We start from the raw sequence: 17,491 nt of genomic DNA on the forward strand, positions 1-17,491 counted from the left end.
ATGCTGTTTCAGGTGGAAATGACCGTGATGCTGCCGCCGGACATGTCGGCCGAGCGTGCCGCCGAGATCAAGGCCGCCGAGAAGGCCTATGCCCAGGACCTGCAACGCCAGGGCAAGTGGCGGCACCTGTGGCGGGTCGCCGGCAGCTACGCCAACGTCAGCATCTTCGATGTCGAGGACAACGCAGAGTTGCAGGAGATCGTCGGCAACCTGCCGCTGTTCCCCTACATGCGGGTCAGCGTCAAGCCGCTGTGTCGCCATCCATCCGCGATTCGCGAGGACGACAGCTGACACCCCCGAGCACGCCATGCACCCGCCGGCAGCGGGTATAAAACGACAAGATGAGATGAGGTGAAGCCATGAACGTCAAGATTTTCGACACCCCCGAAGTCCAGGACTTCCTCAAGGCCGTCAGCGGCTTCGACCAGTCGGGTGGCAACGATCGCGCCAAGCGGATCATGCATCGTCTGCTGTCGGATCTTTACCGGCTGATCGACGATTTCGACGTCACTCCCGAGGAGTACTGGGCGACCGTCAGCCTGCTCAACGAGCTGGGCGCCGAGAAGCAGGCGGGTCTGCTCTCCCCGGGGCTGGGGTTCGATCATTACCTCGACATGCGCATGGACGCCGCCGATGAACAGGCCCGGTTGGATGGCGGCACGCCGCGTACCATCGAAGGGCCGTTGTACGTGGCCGGCGCCCCGGTCGCCGAGGGCGAGGCGCGCATGGACGATGGCTCCGATACCGACGCCGAGGTGATGTGGCTGACCGGCCAGGTCCGCGATACCCACGGCGACCCGGTCCCCGGCGCCCAGGTCGAGATCTGGCACGCCGACTCCAAGGGCAACTACTCCTTCTTCGATCCCTCGCAGTCCGACTACAACCTGCGACGCACCATCCTGGCCGATGCCGAAGGGCGCTACCGGGTGCGCAGCATCATCCCCTCCGGCTACGGCGTGCCGCCGGAGAGCCCCACCGAGCAGGTGCTCTCCGCGCTGGGCCGCCATGGCCAACGCCCGGCGCATATCCACTATTTCGTCTCCGCACCGGGCCACAAGCACCTGACTACCCAGATCAACCTGGCCGGCGACAAGTACACCTACGACGACTTCGCCTTCGCCACCCGCGAGGAACTGGTCGTCCCGGGCACGCGCATCGAGGAGCCCGCCGAGGCCGAGAAACGCGGCCTGGAAGGCCCGTTCACCGAGGTGGTGTTCGATATCGAGCTGACGCCGACCGCGGTGCGCGAGTTGCAGGACCGCCACAAGCGCCCGCGCGCCCTCGAACAGGCCTGAAGCCGCCTTCGAAATGCGATAACCCTTCTCGAATGCAAGCCGGCGCCACGGGCGATGGGCGGGGGACGCCGTGTCCCGAGAACGCCGGGCTGCAGGGAAGGCTCGACGAGAAACAGGAGCAAGATCATGACCTCACAGCTTGATCGTCTCGAAACCCGTGTTCGCGGAGCGGTGGTCGACGATCCGGAAGGCGGCGTCTTCCGTTGCCATCGCAGCATGTTCACCGACCCGGCGTTCTTCGAGCTGGAAATGAAGCATATCTTCGAAGGCAACTGGGTCTTCCTGGCCCACGAGAGCCAGCTCGACGAGCCGGGTGACTACATGACCGTGACCATCGGCCGTCAACCGGTGATCCTCACCCGCGACAAGCAGGGCGAGCTGCATGCGCTGATCAATGCCTGCGCCCACCGCGGTGCCACCCTGTGCCGCAAGAAGCGCGGCAACAAGGGTACCTTTACCTGCCCGTTCCATGGCTGGTCGTTCAAGAACGACGGCAAGCTGCTCAAGGCCAAGAACGAGAAGACCGGTGCCTATCCGGAAGGCTTCAAGCAGGACGGATCGCACGACCTGAAGCGCCTGCCGCGTTTCGAAAACTACCGGGGCTTTCTGTTCGGCAGCTTGAGCGACGACGTCCAACCGTTGGTCGAGCACCTCGGCGAGACCACCAAGGTCATCGACAACATCGTCGACCAGGCCCCGGAAGGCCTCGAGGTCCTGCGCGGCACCTCGTCGTATACCTTCAACGGCAACTGGAAACTGGGGGCCGAGAACGGTGCCGACGGCTATCACGTCAGTACCGTGCACTGGAACTACTCCTCGACCATGGAGCGGCGCAACTACGATGCCGGCGGCACCAAGGCGGTGGACGCCAATGGCTGGTCGAAGAGCCTGGGCGGTTTCTACTCCTATGAGAACGGCCACATGATGCTGTGGACGCGGTTGCTCAACCCCGAGGTGCGCCCGGTCTACAGCCGTAAGGACGAGATCGAGGCCGAACTGGGCGAAGCCCGGGCCGACTCCATCGTCAACCAGACCCGCAACCTCTGCCTGTATCCCAACGTCTACCTGATGGACCAGTTTTCCACCCAGATTCGGGTGATCCGTCCGCTCGCCGTGGACAAGAGCGAGGTGACCATCTACTGCTTCGCGCCCAGGGGCGAGTCGGCCGAGAATCGCGCGCTGCGTATCCGCCAGTACGAGGATTTCTTCAATGTCAGCGGCATGGGCACGCCGGACGACCTGGAGGAGTTCCGCGCCTGCCAGAACGGCTACGCCGGCCTCGATGCCGAGTGGAACGACCTGAGTCGCGGCGCCAGGCAATGGATCGAGGGGGCCGACGACAACGCCAGGGCCATCGACATGAAGCCGCTGCTGAGCGGCGCATCGCCCGAGGATGAAGGCCTGTACGTGATGCATCACAAGCACTGGGTCGAGGAGATGCTGCGCGCCATCGACAAGGAACGCAGCCAGTTCATTCCTGCCGCGTCGGCGTCGTAAAGGAGGGTACCGCCATGAGCATGAACTTTCTGGAGATCCAGGCCTTCGTCTACCGCGAGGCCCGCCTGCTCGACGACCGCGCGTGGGACGAGTGGCTCGAGTGCTACAGCAAGGACGTCACCTTCTGGATGCCGGCCTGGGACGACGACGATCGGCTGACCACGGACCCGCAGCGCGAGATCTCGCTGATCTACTACCCCAACCGCGAGGGGCTCGAGGACCGCGTCTACCGGATCAAGACCGAGCGCTCCGGGGCGACCAGCATTCCCGAGCCGCGCACCACCCACCAGGTTTCCAACCTGGAGGTACTGGGCCAGGAGGGCGACAAGGTCGAGCTGCGTTTCAACTGGCACACCCTGAGCCACCGTTACCAGCAGACCAACCAGTTCTTCGGTACCTCCTTCTACACCCTGGATGTGTCCGGCGATAAGCCCTTGATCGAGAAGAAAGTCGTGATACTCAACAACGACTATATCCACCAGGTCATCGACGTCTATCACGTCTGATCGCTGATCGCGGTGGGAGGAGACCGACCATGAGCTATACCGTTGCGCTCAACTTCGAGGACGGCGTATCCCGTTTCATCACCTGCAAGGCAGGGGAGACGGTGCTCGACGCCGCCTATCGCCAGAAGATCAACCTGCCGATGGACTGCTCCGACGGGGTCTGCGGCACCTGCAAGGGCCAGTGCGAGCAGGGTGCGTTCGACCTGGGCGACGACTATCTGGAGGAGGCGCTTTCCGAGGAGGAGGAAGCCGAAGGCAAGGTGCTGACCTGTCAGATGGTGCCGTCGTCCGACTGCGTCATCCAGGTGCCGGTGGCCTCGACGCTGTGCAAGACCCGGCCCGGCGAGATGACCGGCCAGATAGCCCGGGTCGGGCAGCTCTCGGACGACAGCATCGAGCTGGTTGTAGCGCTGGATGGAGAGAATCAGGACGAGGAAGCCGAGCTGGCCTTCCTGCCCGGCCAGTACATCAACATCCAGGTGCCGGGCAGCGACGAGACGCGCTCGTACTCGTTCAGCTCGCGACCGGGCGACAAGCATGCCTCCTTCTTGATCCGCAACGTGCCGAACGGGTTGATGAGCGGCTACTTGACCGGGGCGGCCAAGCCCGGCGATAGCCTGATCATGACCGGACCGGTGGGCAGTTTCTACCTGCGCGAGGTCAAGCGGCCGGTACTGATGCTGGCCGGCGGCACCGGGCTGGCGCCGTTCCTGTCGATGCTCGAGTCATTGGCCGACAGGCACGACCAGGGCGAGGTCTGCGCTCAGCCGATTCATCTGCTCTACGGCGTCAACAAGGACGATCATCTGGTCAAGTGCGATGCCCTCGACGCCTTCGCCGAGCGCTTGCCGGATTTCTCCTACACCACGGTCGTGGTCGACGACGCCAGCGCGCATCCCCGCAAGGGCTACGTGACCCATCATATGGACCATGACGCGCTCGGCCAGGACTTCGACGTCTACCTGTGCGGACCGCCGCCGATGGTCGACGCGGTGCTGGCGTATTTTCGCGAACAGGGCATCCAGCCGGCGAATTTCCATTACGAGAAGTTCGCGCCCAGCCAGACGCCGGTCAGCGAGGAGGTCGCATGAGCACGGCCCGCTTCACGAACCGCGTCATGGTCGTTACCGGCGCCGCCCAGGGCATCGGGCGGCGGGTTGCCGAACGCGCCGCCGCGGAGGGCGCACGCCTGGCGCTGGTCGACCGGTCCGAGCTCGTGCATGAAGTTGCGACGGCGCTCAACGACCAGGGCTTTGATGCCGTGGCCTTGCAGGCCGATCTCGAGACCTGGGAGGGCGCCGAAAGCGTCATGCGCCAGACCGTTGATCGCTTCGGGCGCATCGACGTCCTGATCAACAACGTCGGCGGGGCAATCAACTTCAAGCCGTTCGTCGAATTCAGCGAAGCCGAGATCGGCGCCGAGATCACCCGCTCGCTGATGCCCACGCTGTGGTGCTGCCGGGCGGTGCTGCCGACGATGGTCGAGCAGGGCGGCGGCGTGATCGTCAACGTCTCGTCGGCCGCCACGCGGGGCATTCACCGCATTCCCTACTCGGCCGCCAAGGGCGGCATCAATGCGATCACCGCCTCGCTGGCGTTCGAATATGCCGATGCCGGGATTCGCGTCGTCGCCACCGCACCGGGCGGCACCGAAGCGCCACCGCGCAGGATCTCGCGCGGTACGCCCGAAGCACGCAGCGAGCAGGAGCGGGCCTGGTTCCAGGTGCATATCGACCAGACCCTGGCGAGCAGCCTGATGCATCGCTACGGCAGCCTGGACGAGCAGGCCGCGCCGATCCTGTTCCTGGCATCAAGTGAGGCCAGCTATATCACCGGCACGGTGGTGCCGGTGGCGGGCGGAGACAGCGGATAAGTCACGGGGCGAGTGCCCCGCGATTCGCTTCACGTCCGGCGGTGGCGGTTTCATCAACAACACTGCCAGGAGTCACACCTCATGCCATTGATTCAAGGACCCCTGTTCGCACCACGGCGACCGGCGGCCAGGCGTCTGGCGCCGTTGTTCCAAGGAGGTTCTCCATGACACTCACCACGACTCCCGCTCGCCTTCGAGTCGGCATCGTCGGCGGCGGCATCGGCGGGGTGGCACTGGCCATCGGCCTGTCGCGCCACGCCGATCTCGACGTGACGCTGTTCGAGTCGGCGCAGGCGTTTTCCGAAATCGGCGCCGGCGTCTCGTTCGGGCCCAACGCGGTGCGCGCCATTGAGCAGCTCGAACTGGGCGAGGCCTACCGTCGGGTGGCGGATGGCTCGCCGGCACCGTTCGAGGACGTCTGGTTCGAATGGCGCCACGGCGCCGACGACCGCTACATCACCGCCACGCTGGCCCCGGGGTGCGGCCAGTCCTCGGTGCATCGCGCCGATTTCCTCGACAGCCTGGTGGCCTGCCTGCCCGACGGCATCGCCCGGTTCGGCAAACGCTGTTGCGAGGTGACCCAGAGCGATGACGGCGTGCGCCTGTCGTTTATCGATGGCACCCACGCCGAGTGCGACGTGGCGATCGGCTGCGACGGCATCAAGTCGGTACTGCGCGCCCATGTGCTGCCCGTCGAGCGCTACGGCGATACCGGGCCACGCTTCAGCGGCACCTACGCCTACCGGGGGCTGATCCCGCGCACGACGCTTGAAACCGAGCTGACGCGCCGGGGCGCGGATGCGCGGCTTGCCCGGGTGCCGCAGATGCTGCTGGGCGAGGACCGGCACCTGCTGACCTTCCCGGTCAAGGGCGGTGAAGTGGTCAACGTGGTGGCGTTCGAGACCGACAGCGCCCTGCCCCGCCCCCGCGCCGCCGTGACGGACGCCTGGGTCGAGGAGGTGTCGCAGTCGCGCATGCTGGCGGCGTTTGCCGACTGGGGCGAGGCCACCCAGGCGATTCTCGGCTGCATCGAGCAGCCCACGCGCTGGGCGCTGCACGACATCGCGCCGCTGCCGGGCTATCACCGCGGACGGGTGCTGCTGATCGGCGACGCCGCCCACGCCATGCTTCCCCACCAGGGCGCCGGCGCCGGTCAGGCGCTGGAAGATGCCTGGGTGCTGAGCCGTCTGCTGGGCGACACCGCCTGCGACCGGGATCGGGTCAGCGCGGTACTGGCCGAATTCGACCGACGTCGCCGGCCTCATGCCAGCGACGTGCAGCGCACCTCGTTCGAGGCCGGGGAACTCTACGAGCGGCGCGGGCCCTGGCGCGCCTGCGCTGACGCCGAACTCGCCCGCGAGCTGGAAACCCGCTTCGACTGGCTGTGGTCCGCCGACCCCGAGCGCGTTGTGACAGCGATACAGGCCACGATGGCGAACGCCCACCCCCACCATGGAGCATGACAATGGCTGAAGAGCACCTGCTAGGTTCGTCACTCTGGAAGGAACGTCTATTTACCGGGCACTGGGTCGAGGGCAACGGCGAGGCGCTGACCGTGCGTGCGCCGGCCAGCGGCGAGACGCTGGGACGGGCGGCCACCGGGAACGCCGCCCAGGTCGCCACCGCCGCTCAAGCCGGCCGGGACGCCGCCGCCGAGTGGTTCGAACACCCCTACGACGACCGGGCCGAGGTGCTGCGCCAGGCCGCCCGGCTGGCCGAGACGCACCGTCAGGAGATCGAGCGGTGGCTGGTGCTCGAGAGCGGCTCGACGCCGGCCAAGGCCGCGTTCGAAGTCATGCTGACGATCAAGGCGCTGTACAAGGCCTCGGAGCTGCCGTCGACGGCGGCCGGCGAGGTGCTGCCGTCAACGCCCGGTCGACTGAGCCTGGCCCGGCGGCGACCGCTGGGTGTGGTCGGCGTGATCGCGCCGTTCAACTTCCCGCTGTATCTGGCCATGCGCGCGGTGGCGCCGGCACTGGCGCTGGGCAATGGCGTGGTGCTCAAGCCTGATCCGCGCACCACGGTGTGCGGCGGCTTCTCCATCGCGCGGCTGTTCGAGCGGGCAGGCCTTCCGGCCGGTGTGCTGTCGGTGCTGCCGGGCGGCCGCGAGGTCGGTTCGGCGCTGGTCGAGGACAAGCACATCGCGATGATCCAGTTCACCGGCTCCACCGCCGCCGGGCGCAAGATCGGCGAACGCGCCGGCGCTCAGCTCAAGAAGGTCTCGCTGGAACTGGGCGGCAAGAACGCGCTTCTCGTGCTGGACGATGCCGACATCGAGCAGGCGGTCAGCAACGCCAGTTGGGGCACCTATCTGCACCAGGGGCAGATCTGCATGTCCTGCGGCCGCATTCTGGTCCATCGGGCCATCTACGACACCTTCGTCGAGCGGCTGACCGAGCGGGCGCGGGGCCTGAGCGTCGGCGACCCGGCCATCGAAGACGTGGCCCTCGGCCCCCTGATCGATGAGGGCCAGCGCGACCATGCCGTCGACCTGCTGGCCCGCGCCCGCGAGGCCGGGGCGAGCGTCCGGGGCGGCGGCGAGACCCGGGGGCTCTTTTTCCAGCCGGCGGTGGTCTGCGATGTGACGCCCGACAACCCGCTCTTTCACGAGGAAACCTTCGCGCCCGTGGCCGTGGTCATTCCCTTCGACAGCGACGACGAGGCGGTGCGCCTTGCCAACGACACCGAGTACGGCCTTTCCGCCGGCGTGATTTCCCGCGATGTCGGGCGCGCCCTGCGACTGGGCGAGCGGCTCAATACCGGGCTCTTGCACATCAACGACCAGACCGTCGATGACGAAGTGATCAATCCCTTCGGCGGCGTCGGGGCCTCCGGCAACGGAACCGCGGTCGGCGGCCCGGCCAATCTCGACGAATTCACCCAGTGGCAGTGGCTGACGCTGAAAAGCGAGGCGCCGGTCTATCCGTTGTAAACGTTCGCGCACGGCAGGAACCGGGCGCGTTTGATCCGACATCGAGGTGACTCATGACAACCAGCAATCAGATAGCCATCAAGGCAGCGGTAACGCGGGAAAAGGGCGGCGCGTTTCAACTGGAGGACATGACGCTCAGGGCGCCCCGCGAAGACGAGGTGCTGGTGCGGATCGTGGCTACCGGCATGTGCCATACCGACCTGATCGTGCGCGATCAGCTCTACCCGGTGCCGCTGCCGGCGGTACTGGGCCATGAAGGCGCCGGCGTGGTCGAGGCGGTGGGCCCGGCGGTGCACTCGCTCGAGGTCGGCGATCACGTGGTGCTGAGCTACGCCCACTGCGGCGATTGCCGACCCTGCGATGCGGGCCACGCCTCCTATTGCGACGAGTTCTTTGCCCGCAATTTCAGCGGCGCCGGCCCCGACGGACAGCAGGCGCTCCGTGACGCCAACGGCCAGCCCGTGCACGATCATTTCTTCGGTCAGTCCTCCTTTGCCACCTACGCACTGAGTCGTGAAAACAACGCCGTGCGCGTGAGCCGGGAGGCGCCGCTCGAGCTTCTGGGCCCGCTCGGGTGCGGCATTCAGACCGGCGCCGGCGCGGTCATCAATACGCTGGGCGTCATGCCCGGCAGCCGCTTCTGCGCCTTCGGCGCCGGTGCGGTCGGGCTCTCCGCGGTCATGGCCGCCCGCGTCGCCGGCGCCACCACCATCATCGCCGTCGACATGATCGACTCACGGCTCGAACTGGCCCTGGCGCTGGGCGCGACCCACGTGATCAATGCCGGCAAGGAATCCGTGGTCGAGCGCGTTCGCGAGCTGAGCGATGGCGGCGTGAACTTCGCGCTGGAATCGACGGGGCGGCCCGAGGTACTGCGCCAGGGCGTCGATGCGCTCGGCGGCCTGGGCGTGCTCGGGGTGGTGGGGGCGCCGGCGCTGGGTACCGAAGCCGCGTTCGACGTCAACGACCTGCTGTTGGGCGGCAAGAGCATCCGCGGCATCGTCGAGGGCGACAGCGTGGCCCGGCGCTTCATCCCGCAGCTGGTCGAGCTGCACATGCAGGGGCGCTTTCCGTTCGAGCGACTGGTGAAGTTCTACGACTTCGCCGACATCGAACAGGCAGCCGCCGACAGTGAAAAAGGAATCACGCTGAAGCCGGTCCTGCGGCTGTCGCGCTGACAGGGAGCGCCATTGCCGGGAAAGGCGCCGTCATTTATTCCAACAACAATCCGGGAGCACACCATGAAACATCTCGAAAAGGGCATCAGCCTGAAGCACGCGCCCGCCGACTTCATCCGCGATCTCGACGTCGACAACGTCAGCGCGGGGATCGTGGCCGGGCTATTCGGCATCAGTGCCAGCGTGATCCACGTCGGCGCCGGTACCGCCGCAGGGCTCGATCCGCAGTTCATCATGATCTGGGTCATCGCCTACCTGATGATCAACGGCCTGTTCGGCTTGATCATGCCCGCCTACTACCGGCTGCCGCTGCCGATGGCCAACTCCATTCCCGGGGCGTTGCTGTTCGCCGCGATCATTCCGGTTGTCGGCGTGGAAGCGGCGCTCGGCGCCTCGCTGATCGCCGGGGCCATCTCGCTGGTGGCGGGGCTGGCCGGGGTGATGGGCATCGTCATGAAGCTGATTCCCATGCCGATCGTCATGGGCATGGTCGGCGGCATTCTGCTCAAGTTCGGCCTCAACATGGTCGCGCCGCTGGAGAACGCCATGCTGCCGGCGGCAATCATGATCCTGGCCTTCTTCCTGTCGGCCCGCTTCCTGCGCCGGGTGCCGCCGCTGATCGTGGCCATGCTGGCCGGCATCGCCTACATGGCCTATGCCGGCATCGACTTCTCCGGCGTGGCGTTCTCGGTGACCTTCCCCGAGTTCATCGTGCCCACCTTCACCCTGGAGGCCTTCCTGGCCTACGGCCTGCCGCTGGCGCTGATCCTGGTGGGCATGGAAACCCCCGCCGGCGTGGGGCTGGTCAAGGGCATGGGCTACAAGCAGGTGCCGGCCAACGCCATCACCGCCGTGGGCGGCTTCGCGACCATGATCTCGTCGTTCTTCAACCTGCACAGCACCTGCATCGCCGCGCCGATGACCGGCATCTGCTCCTCGCCCGAGGCCGGCAGGCCGGACAAGCGCTGGGTGGCGGCGGTGATCGCCGGGGCCATCTTCGTGGCGGGCGCCCCCTTCTACGGCTACGTGATCAGCCTGATCGAGGCGATGCCGTCCTACTTCGTCGCCATCGTTGCCGGCCTGGCGCTGCTCAAGGTGATCACCTCGGCGATGTACATGACGTTCGCCGGCGGCAAGCACGAGATGGGCGGGCTGTTTGCCTTTTTGATCGCCGCCTCGGGGCTGCAGATCCTGGGCATCGGCGCCTCCTTCTGGGCCCTGGTGCTGGGGGTGTTCATCTCGCTGATCTTCGAAACCAGCGACTTCGAGTTCATTCGCCGGGCGGCCCACGAGCCCGGCGCCTGACGGCGGGCCCCGCGCGATAGAGGCTTCTTCGTTGCCCCGTCGCTGCCTGGCAGCACGGCCTTCTTTTATCCCGCGGCGGCGCCTGCTCGGCGTCTCCGCCCTCGTCATTCCAAGGAACTCCCATGCGGCGCTTCAAGGACTGGTCGATTCCCGCCGTCACCGCCGGCTTCGTGGCGGTGCTGGTCTCCTACGCCGGGCCGCTGGCCATCTTCTTCCAGGCCGCCCAGAGCGCCGACGTCTCGCCGGCGATGATGACCTCCTGGGTATGGGCCATCTCGATGGGCGCGGCGGTTTCCGGCATCTTTCTGAGCGTGTGGCTCAAGGCCCCGGTGGTCACCGCCTGGTCGGCGCCCGGCACGGCGCTGCTGGTCACACTCTTTCCCGAACTCTCGCTCAATGAGGCGGTGGGCGCCTACCTGACCGCTGCGCTGATCATCTTCGCGATCGGTGTCACGGGCACCTTCGACCGGCTAATGCAGGCAATTCCCCGGGGTATCGCGGCGGGCATGATGGCGGGCATTCTATTCCAGTTCGGGCTGGGAGCCTTCCAGGCCATCGAGGGCACGCCCGTGCTGGCATTAGGCATGCTGATGGCTTATCTGGTGTTCAAGCGCCTGATGCCGCGCTACTGCCTGATCCTGCTGCTGCTGACCGGTGCCGGACTGGCCATCGGCCTGGAGGACGCCTCCCTGGATGGCGTGGGCTGGCAACTGGCGTCGCCGGTGTTCATCGCCCCCGAATGGAGCTGGCATGCCACTTTGAGCCTGGCTATCCCGCTGGTGCTGGTGAGCCTGACGGGGCAGTTCCTGCCCGGCATGGCCATCATGCGCGAGGCCGGCTATGCGGCATCGGCACGCTCGATCATCAGCGTGACTAGCCTGACCTCCCTGGTTACGGCACTGTTCGGCGGTATCACAACCGTGGTCGCGGCGATCACCGCGGCGATCTGTACCGGCAAGGATGCCCACGAAGATCCGGACAAGCGCTATGTCGCCGGTATCGCCAACGGCCTGTTCTACCTGGTCGGAAGCTGCTTCGCGGGCGCTATCGTTGCCCTGTTCGCCGCCTTGCCGGGGGCGTTCGTTGCCGTGTTGGCCGGCTTGGCACTGATCGGGGCCATCAGCGCCAATATCATGACGGCGATCGAGGCCGAGGACCATCGTGAGGCCTCCGTCATCACCTTCCTGGTCACCGCTTCGGGCCTGAGCCTGTTCGGCCTTGGCGCCGCATTCTGGGGCGTGGTGATCGGTTGCGTGGCTTACGCGTTACTGCATCGCCACTACCGTAAGCGCCGAACTTATTGCCAGTTGCCTCTTGGGAAATGACCAAGCTGTTCATGAGTGACGGTTCTTCACGATGAACTATCCGAGTTTTGAAAGCTGGCCCATTTCTTGAAATTCATGAAGCATGCCTGGCGTTAATGCATACGCCAAGGTCGTTTCTGGGGATGTCTCGATTTCCTCAAGGGGCAAGCTTAAGGATATAACGCTAATACATGTTGTGTCGCTTTCGGGTGTCAAAATGAACAAGAAAATAATCGCTGGATTGCTGGTTGGTGGGCAAATTGCCGTTTTCGGTGTCGCAGAAGCTCGAACCTTAAAGTTCCACAGCGGACTCGCTCAGTCACGCCCGGAAGCAGCTTATTTGCAACAGTTCGCAGATCTTGTCGAACAGTATTCCAATGGCGACTTGACGGTCAATGTCTATCATGCCGGTTCGTTAGGGCTGAAGGATGCGGATATGCTGCGCATTATGCAGCGTGGCATGGTCGATATATCCTTGTTGTATGGCGAGTACTACAATCGTGATGCACCCGAGCTGGCATCCGTTTATGCTCAAGGAGCCATCACCGAGGCGGATCAGCATTTAAAGATATTGCCGACACTGCGGAATATCTATAAAGAGGGCTATGCCAAATGGGGCATTCATACCATTGGCGGTGTTGTTGCCCCGGTGTTCGATGTCGGCCTCCACTGCAAGGAGCCGGTCAATACACTGGAAGAGCTCGAGGGCAAGAAAGTCAGGGTGTGGTCCGGCCATCTAGTCGACACCTTCGACAATCTGGGTATTTCCGCGCAGGTCATTCCGCAGAACGACATGTACCTGGCCTTGCAGACCGGCGTGGTTGATTGCGCCTATTACCTTTCGACAGTGGCCAAGACCGTCTCGCTTCAGGAAGTTACAGACTATGAATCCTATCTGCACCCCTGGGCTGCCTCCCCATGGATGTTCGGTGTCAGCGATAAAACATGGGCCAGCCTGAGCGAAAGTCAGCAGACAGCGCTTTCCAGGGCCGGTGAAGAAATCTGGGAGATCACCAAGGCGAAGGCGGTGGACCCTCAGCGGGAAGAAGCCGCTCGTGAAGAACGTAAGGAAATGGGTATTACAGTGCTTCCCGAGTTCAGCGATGCCGATGTTGCCACCTTTGTTGAAGCAGCCCATAAGGCCTGGAAGGATATGGCGGAAGACTCCGGTCCGGAAGGCATGAGTTATTATAATACTGTTACGTCCGAGCTTGACAAGCTCTAGGAGAATCGCTGCTAGCTTTTAGCCTTTCAGTACATGGTGAGCGAGATGTTGAGAAAGGCAGTTGTGATCATATCCAGAAGTCTTTTCTATATCGCGGTGGTGGGCGGCATGTTCATGGCCGCCCTTGTGTTCGTCAGCACGATAATGCGTTACCTGTTCGGCGCGCCTATAAGTTTCTCCGATGAATTGGCAGGGTTGCTATTCTTTAGCCTGGCATTTATGACCTTGCCGCATGTGATGCTGGAGAAAAAACATGTCTCGATCGATTTTATCTCGAAATCTTGCTCGCCGAAGATCAGGTCGATGTTCAGCGTATTGGCCAGCTTGGTAATGATAGTCTTCGCTGTTGTGTTTATCTACGAGTCGTGGGACTTCATGAGGTTTTCTTATCAGATTGATGCAAAGTCGGATATTGGTTCGATACTGCTATGGCCATGGATGTTGTTGATGCCGTTGAGTATGGGGCTTTGTCTGGTCATCAAGTTGCTGGATGTGGTCTCGGTAATTCGGCCTCGGGAAAAATAATATGAGCTGGTTTGTTCTTGGGGGTAGCTTGCTGGTCCTGTTGTCCAGCGGCGCAGTGCTCGGGGCGGCATTAGGCCTGACAGGCTTCATTCTGCTCCACTTCATGGCTGGTGGCGCGACCTCGCTGGCCATCAATGCTTCATGGAACTTGCTCACGGATTTTACGCTAAGCGCAGTACCATTATTCATCTTCCTGGGTGATATCCTGCTTGCCTCCGGCATTTCGACACGTGTCTATAATGGCTTGTCTCCCCTGTTTACTCGCGTGCCGGGGCAGCTTCTGCACACCAATATCGCGGTCTGTACTATTTTCGGTGCAGTCAGTGGTTCAAGCACATCCACGGCGGCGGCTATTGGTTCGGTCGGCTATCCCGAGCTGAGCAGGCGTGGCTACAATCCGGGCATGATAGTGGGTACGCTAGCCGCAGGTGGCACGCTTGGCTTGTTGATCCCGCCGAGTCTGGCATTGTTGATTTATGGTGCCACACAGAACGTTTCGATTGGCAAGCTTTTCCTGGCGGGTATCCTCCCTGGCTTGTTGATCTCGCTGGCCTTTTTCGGCTGGATTGCCTACCGTTCCACACACGGTAGTCGAGTCGTTCCTGACGAAAGTTCTCATGCCAGCAAAAAAATAATACTCAAGGGACTGTTGGAAGTCTGGCCTTTGCCGATACTTATCTTTTTCGTGCTGGGGACCATATACCTGGGCATTGCCACGCCGACGGAGGCCGCAGCCCTGGGGGTCGTGGCGAGCCTGGTACTGGGATTTACTTGGGGGGAGCTAACCCTGGACAAGACCTGGCAGGCGTTTTGCCATGCCAGTTTGATGTTCGGCGCCATTGCCATGATTCTGATCGGTACTTCCATCCTGGCGCAGGCAGTGAGCCTGCTGGGCCTGCCGCGTGATGCCGTGGACGCTATCACGGGGCTTGGCCTGAACCGCTATGGCGTTCTGCTGCTGGTCATCCTCGTTTACCTGATTCTGGGCTGCTTCTTCGATGGGATTTCCTTGCTCCTGATGACCTTGCCGATCACCTTCCCTATGGTGACCAGCCTGGGATTCGATCCTGTATGGTTCGGTATCATCGTCACACTACTCATGGAGATAGGCATGATCACGCCACCCGTGGGGCTTAATCTATTTGTGCTGGCGTCGATTACGGAGAATGAGGTCAGTCTGCAAGAAGCCGCCAGAGCAGCTCTCCCTTACTGGGTCATTCTGCTGGCGGCCATTGCTTTGTATACCCTGTTTCCCGGCATGATTACCTGGGTGCCAGACATGTTGTATTAGCAAAACGGCATTGGCGAGCAGTATGTAACTCTGAAACTCTTCATGGAGTCGCGCTCCAGCACCAGCACGCTGCGCTCTATGCCAAGGTGCCGGGAGGCCTCGGATACGAAATACCCCTGATCGGCCATCAGGCCCACCGCATCCGTCTTGAATTCATCGGAAACCGACGCCGAGCCTTCTTGGCCATGAACACCTCCGCCAAACGAGACTGATGCCCGGCGCGGGCCGTGCCCGTCTGGTGTACCCCCTCGGTTGACCCCCCGCCACTTTGTTATCGTCGCGCAAGATTCAACGCTCAACGCGAGGAGGCAGCCTATGGCCGATATTCGTTCGGAGAACATTCCCCCGACCATGGCGGCCATGCTGCTGACCGGGCATGGCGGCATCGACAAGCTGGTCTACCATCGGGATGTGCCCACCCCCACGCCCGCGCGTGGCGAGGTGCTGGTGCAGGTCACGGCGACGGCGAAGAACAACACCGACCGCAAGGCGCGCGAGGGCCTTTATCCCACCAAGGATGAAGGCGACGTGACCTCGTTCCAGATCGGCGGCTCGCCCACGCTGAGCTTTCCGCGCATCCAGGGCGCCGATGTCGTCGGGCGCGTGGTCGCGGTGGGCGACGACGTGAAGTCGGACCGCATCGGCCAGCGCGGCCTGCTGGACTTCAATCTCTATGCCGACAGCCGTCGCGACATCAACCTGGTGCCCGATTACTACGGCCACGGCGCCGATGGAGGCTTCGCCGAATACATCGCCGTGCCGTCGGATCAGTTCCACACGGTGGACAACCCCGAGCTGGCCGATGCCGAGCTGGCGGCGATGGGCATGTGTTCCTACCAGACAGCGCTGCACATGCTCAACGCAGCCGGCGTCAAAGCCGGCGAGCGCGTGCTTGTCACCGGCGCCAGCGGCGGCGTGGGCACGGCGCTGATTCAACTGTGCCGTGTCATGGGGGCGACACCTTATGCGTTGAGCCAGCAGGACAAGGCGCCGGCCCTGCTCGAACTCGGCGCCGAGGCGGTGCTGGATCGCTCGACCTTGCAGGACTTCACCGACCGGGTGCGCGCCGTGACCGATGATCAGCCCATCGACGCGGTGATGGACCTGGTCGGGGGCGAGATGACTCACCGCTTCATCGACGCCATGACCTTCGATATGTCGCGCCGCGAGAGCTACCCACGGCTCTCCATTGCCGGCGCCAGTGGCGGCAACGTCAGCGAAGTGCTGTGGACGCGCATCTATTTGTATCAGGTGCAGATCTTCGGCGTTTCCCACGGCACCCGCGAGGAGGCCGAACAACTGGTGGCCTGGATACGTTGCGGTGATCTGCAGCCGGTACTGCACGCGGCGTTCAAGCTCTCCGAGCTCCACGAAGCCGAGAACTACTTCGTCGATCGCAGCAGCAACTATCTGGGCAAGATCGTGATCGTGCCCGACGCGCAGTGGCAGGCACATGGCGCGCGCTTCGCCCTGGGGAAGAAATGACAGTCATCGAGAGAAACCCGGTAAGACAAGAGCTCAGCGTGCAATTGATCGACACCCATGCCGGCGGCGATGTCAGCCGTATCGTGGTCGGCGGTATCGACCCGCTGCCCGGTGCCACGGTCAGACAGCAGATGGAGTACCTGCGTGACGATGCCGATGGCCTGCGCAAGCTGCTGCTGCACGAACCGTACGGCATTCCCGAGATGTCGGTGAACCTGATCGCTCCCGCCACCGACCCCGAGGCGCAGATGGGCTACATCATCATGGAGGTGATGGGCTACCCGATCTATTCCGGCTCCAACACGATCTGCACCGCCACGGCGCTGCTGGAAAGCGGCATGATCGAGAAGCAGGAGGGCCGCCAGCGCTTCATCCTCGAGTCGCCGGCGGGCTTGGTGCACATCGAATCGCTGGTGGAAAACGGCGTGGTGGAGGCCATTACCTGCGAAGGCCTGCCCACCTATATCGACACCTATCGAGCGAGCATCCATGTCCCGTCGATTGGCGATGTGACCTACAGCATCGCCTACAGCGGCGGCTTCTATGCCCTGGTGGACGCCGCCGATCTGGGCTTTGTGCTGTCCCGGGAGGAAGAGCGGCGCCTGGCGCAGTGCGCGCACGCCATCGTGGAGGCGATTCAGGCCAAGAGCGGGTTCTCCCACTACACGCTGGGTGATGTGGGGCCACTGCCATTCTTGCACTTCATGGGGCCGGTCGAGCACGTGGCCGATGGCTTCTATCGCTCACGCTCGGCCACCTACGTGCACGAACACGTGATCTGTCGCAGTACCACGGGCACCGGCACCTCGGCACGCCTGGCCCTGATGCACCACGAGGGCATCATCCGGCCGGGCGACAAGCTGGAAACCGTCTCCTTGCGCGATTCGGGCTTCATCGGCGAAGTCACTGGCGTCCGCCAGCAAGACGGGCATCAGGTGGTGGAAAACACCATCACCGGCAAGGGGCACGTGCTGGCACGCTCGGATGTCATCGTCAACTGCGATGACCCCATGGTGGAGTGCGACGGTCTGCATCACATCCTCACCGCTGGCCACCGCAATGTGGAGTGAGGCGC

The 17,491-nt window shown here is 63.6% G+C and carries 16 protein-coding genes; all 16 read left to right on the forward strand.

Annotated features, from left to right (window positions below):
* Positions 1-291: a muconolactone Delta-isomerase gene (gene catC, locus HR9077_RS05040; protein WP_136065778.1), complete on the forward strand. Its 291-nt coding sequence runs from the start codon at positions 1-3 to the stop codon at positions 289-291.
* A 68-nt stretch (positions 292-359) separates the two neighbouring features.
* Complete coding sequence (gene catA, locus HR9077_RS05045) at positions 360-1,295, forward strand: catechol 1,2-dioxygenase (RefSeq protein ID WP_136065780.1); 936 nt, start codon at positions 360-362, stop codon at positions 1,293-1,295.
* A gap of 126 nt (positions 1,296-1,421) precedes the next feature.
* Positions 1,422-2,792, forward strand: a complete 1,371-nt coding sequence (locus tag HR9077_RS05050; protein ID WP_136065782.1) for a Rieske 2Fe-2S domain-containing protein — start codon at positions 1,422-1,424, stop codon at positions 2,790-2,792.
* A gap of 14 nt (positions 2,793-2,806) precedes the next feature.
* Complete coding sequence (gene benB, locus HR9077_RS05055; protein ID WP_136065784.1) at positions 2,807-3,298, forward strand: benzoate 1,2-dioxygenase small subunit; 492 nt, start codon at positions 2,807-2,809, stop codon at positions 3,296-3,298.
* Positions 3,299-3,327: 29 nt separating this feature from the next.
* A complete protein-coding gene (benC, locus tag HR9077_RS05060; RefSeq protein ID WP_136065786.1) occupies positions 3,328-4,389 on the forward strand; it encodes a benzoate 1,2-dioxygenase electron transfer component BenC in 1,062 nt (353 codons plus the stop codon).
* Positions 4,386-5,171 carry a benzoate diol dehydrogenase BenD gene (gene benD, locus HR9077_RS05065; RefSeq protein WP_136065788.1) on the forward strand — a complete coding sequence of 262 codons (786 nt, stop codon included), beginning with the start codon at positions 4,386-4,388 and terminating at the stop codon, positions 5,169-5,171. Before benC ends, benD begins: the two co-directional genes overlap by 4 nt.
* Positions 5,172-5,335: 164 nt before the next feature.
* Entirely contained in the window at positions 5,336-6,634 is a 1,299-nt protein-coding gene (salA, locus tag HR9077_RS05070) for a salicylate 1-monooxygenase (RefSeq protein ID WP_136065790.1), read from the forward strand.
* A 2-nt stretch (positions 6,635-6,636) separates the two neighbouring features.
* Entirely contained in the window at positions 6,637-8,103 is a 1,467-nt protein-coding gene (locus HR9077_RS05075; RefSeq protein ID WP_136065792.1) for a benzaldehyde dehydrogenase, read from the forward strand.
* A 53-nt stretch (positions 8,104-8,156) separates the two neighbouring features.
* Entirely contained in the window at positions 8,157-9,281 is a 1,125-nt protein-coding gene (locus HR9077_RS05080; protein ID WP_136065794.1) for an NAD(P)-dependent alcohol dehydrogenase, read from the forward strand.
* A gap of 63 nt (positions 9,282-9,344) precedes the next feature.
* A complete protein-coding gene (locus HR9077_RS05085) occupies positions 9,345-10,586 on the forward strand; it encodes a benzoate/H(+) symporter BenE family transporter (RefSeq protein WP_136065796.1) in 1,242 nt (413 codons plus the stop codon).
* Between the two features lie 122 nt (positions 10,587-10,708).
* Complete coding sequence (locus tag HR9077_RS05090) at positions 10,709-11,911, forward strand: benzoate/H(+) symporter BenE family transporter (RefSeq protein ID WP_136065798.1); 1,203 nt, start codon at positions 10,709-10,711, stop codon at positions 11,909-11,911.
* Between the two features lie 196 nt (positions 11,912-12,107).
* The gene (locus HR9077_RS05095; RefSeq protein ID WP_136065800.1) at positions 12,108-13,115 is read left to right on the forward strand and encodes a TRAP transporter substrate-binding protein; all 1,008 of its coding nucleotides are present in this window, start codon (positions 12,108-12,110) and stop codon (positions 13,113-13,115) included.
* Between the two features lie 45 nt (positions 13,116-13,160).
* Positions 13,161-13,640, forward strand: coding sequence for a TRAP transporter small permease (locus HR9077_RS05100; RefSeq protein ID WP_244613048.1), 480 nt, complete (start codon positions 13,161-13,163; stop codon positions 13,638-13,640).
* 1 nt (position 13,641) lies between these two features.
* Positions 13,642-14,931: a TRAP transporter large permease gene (locus HR9077_RS05105; protein ID WP_136065804.1), complete on the forward strand. Its 1,290-nt coding sequence runs from the start codon at positions 13,642-13,644 to the stop codon at positions 14,929-14,931.
* 315 nt (positions 14,932-15,246) lie between these two features.
* Complete coding sequence (locus HR9077_RS05110; protein ID WP_244613050.1) at positions 15,247-16,416, forward strand: zinc-binding dehydrogenase; 1,170 nt, start codon at positions 15,247-15,249, stop codon at positions 16,414-16,416.
* Positions 16,413-17,486 carry a proline racemase family protein gene (locus HR9077_RS05115; protein WP_136065805.1) on the forward strand — a complete coding sequence of 358 codons (1,074 nt, stop codon included), beginning with the start codon at positions 16,413-16,415 and terminating at the stop codon, positions 17,484-17,486. The genes HR9077_RS05110 and HR9077_RS05115 overlap by 4 nt, the downstream gene beginning before the upstream one ends.
* Positions 17,487-17,491 lie beyond the last annotated feature (5 nt).

This window comes from Modicisalibacter radicis (assembly GCF_900961225.1).
Taxonomy (GTDB): Bacteria; Pseudomonadota; Gammaproteobacteria; order Pseudomonadales; family Halomonadaceae; genus Modicisalibacter.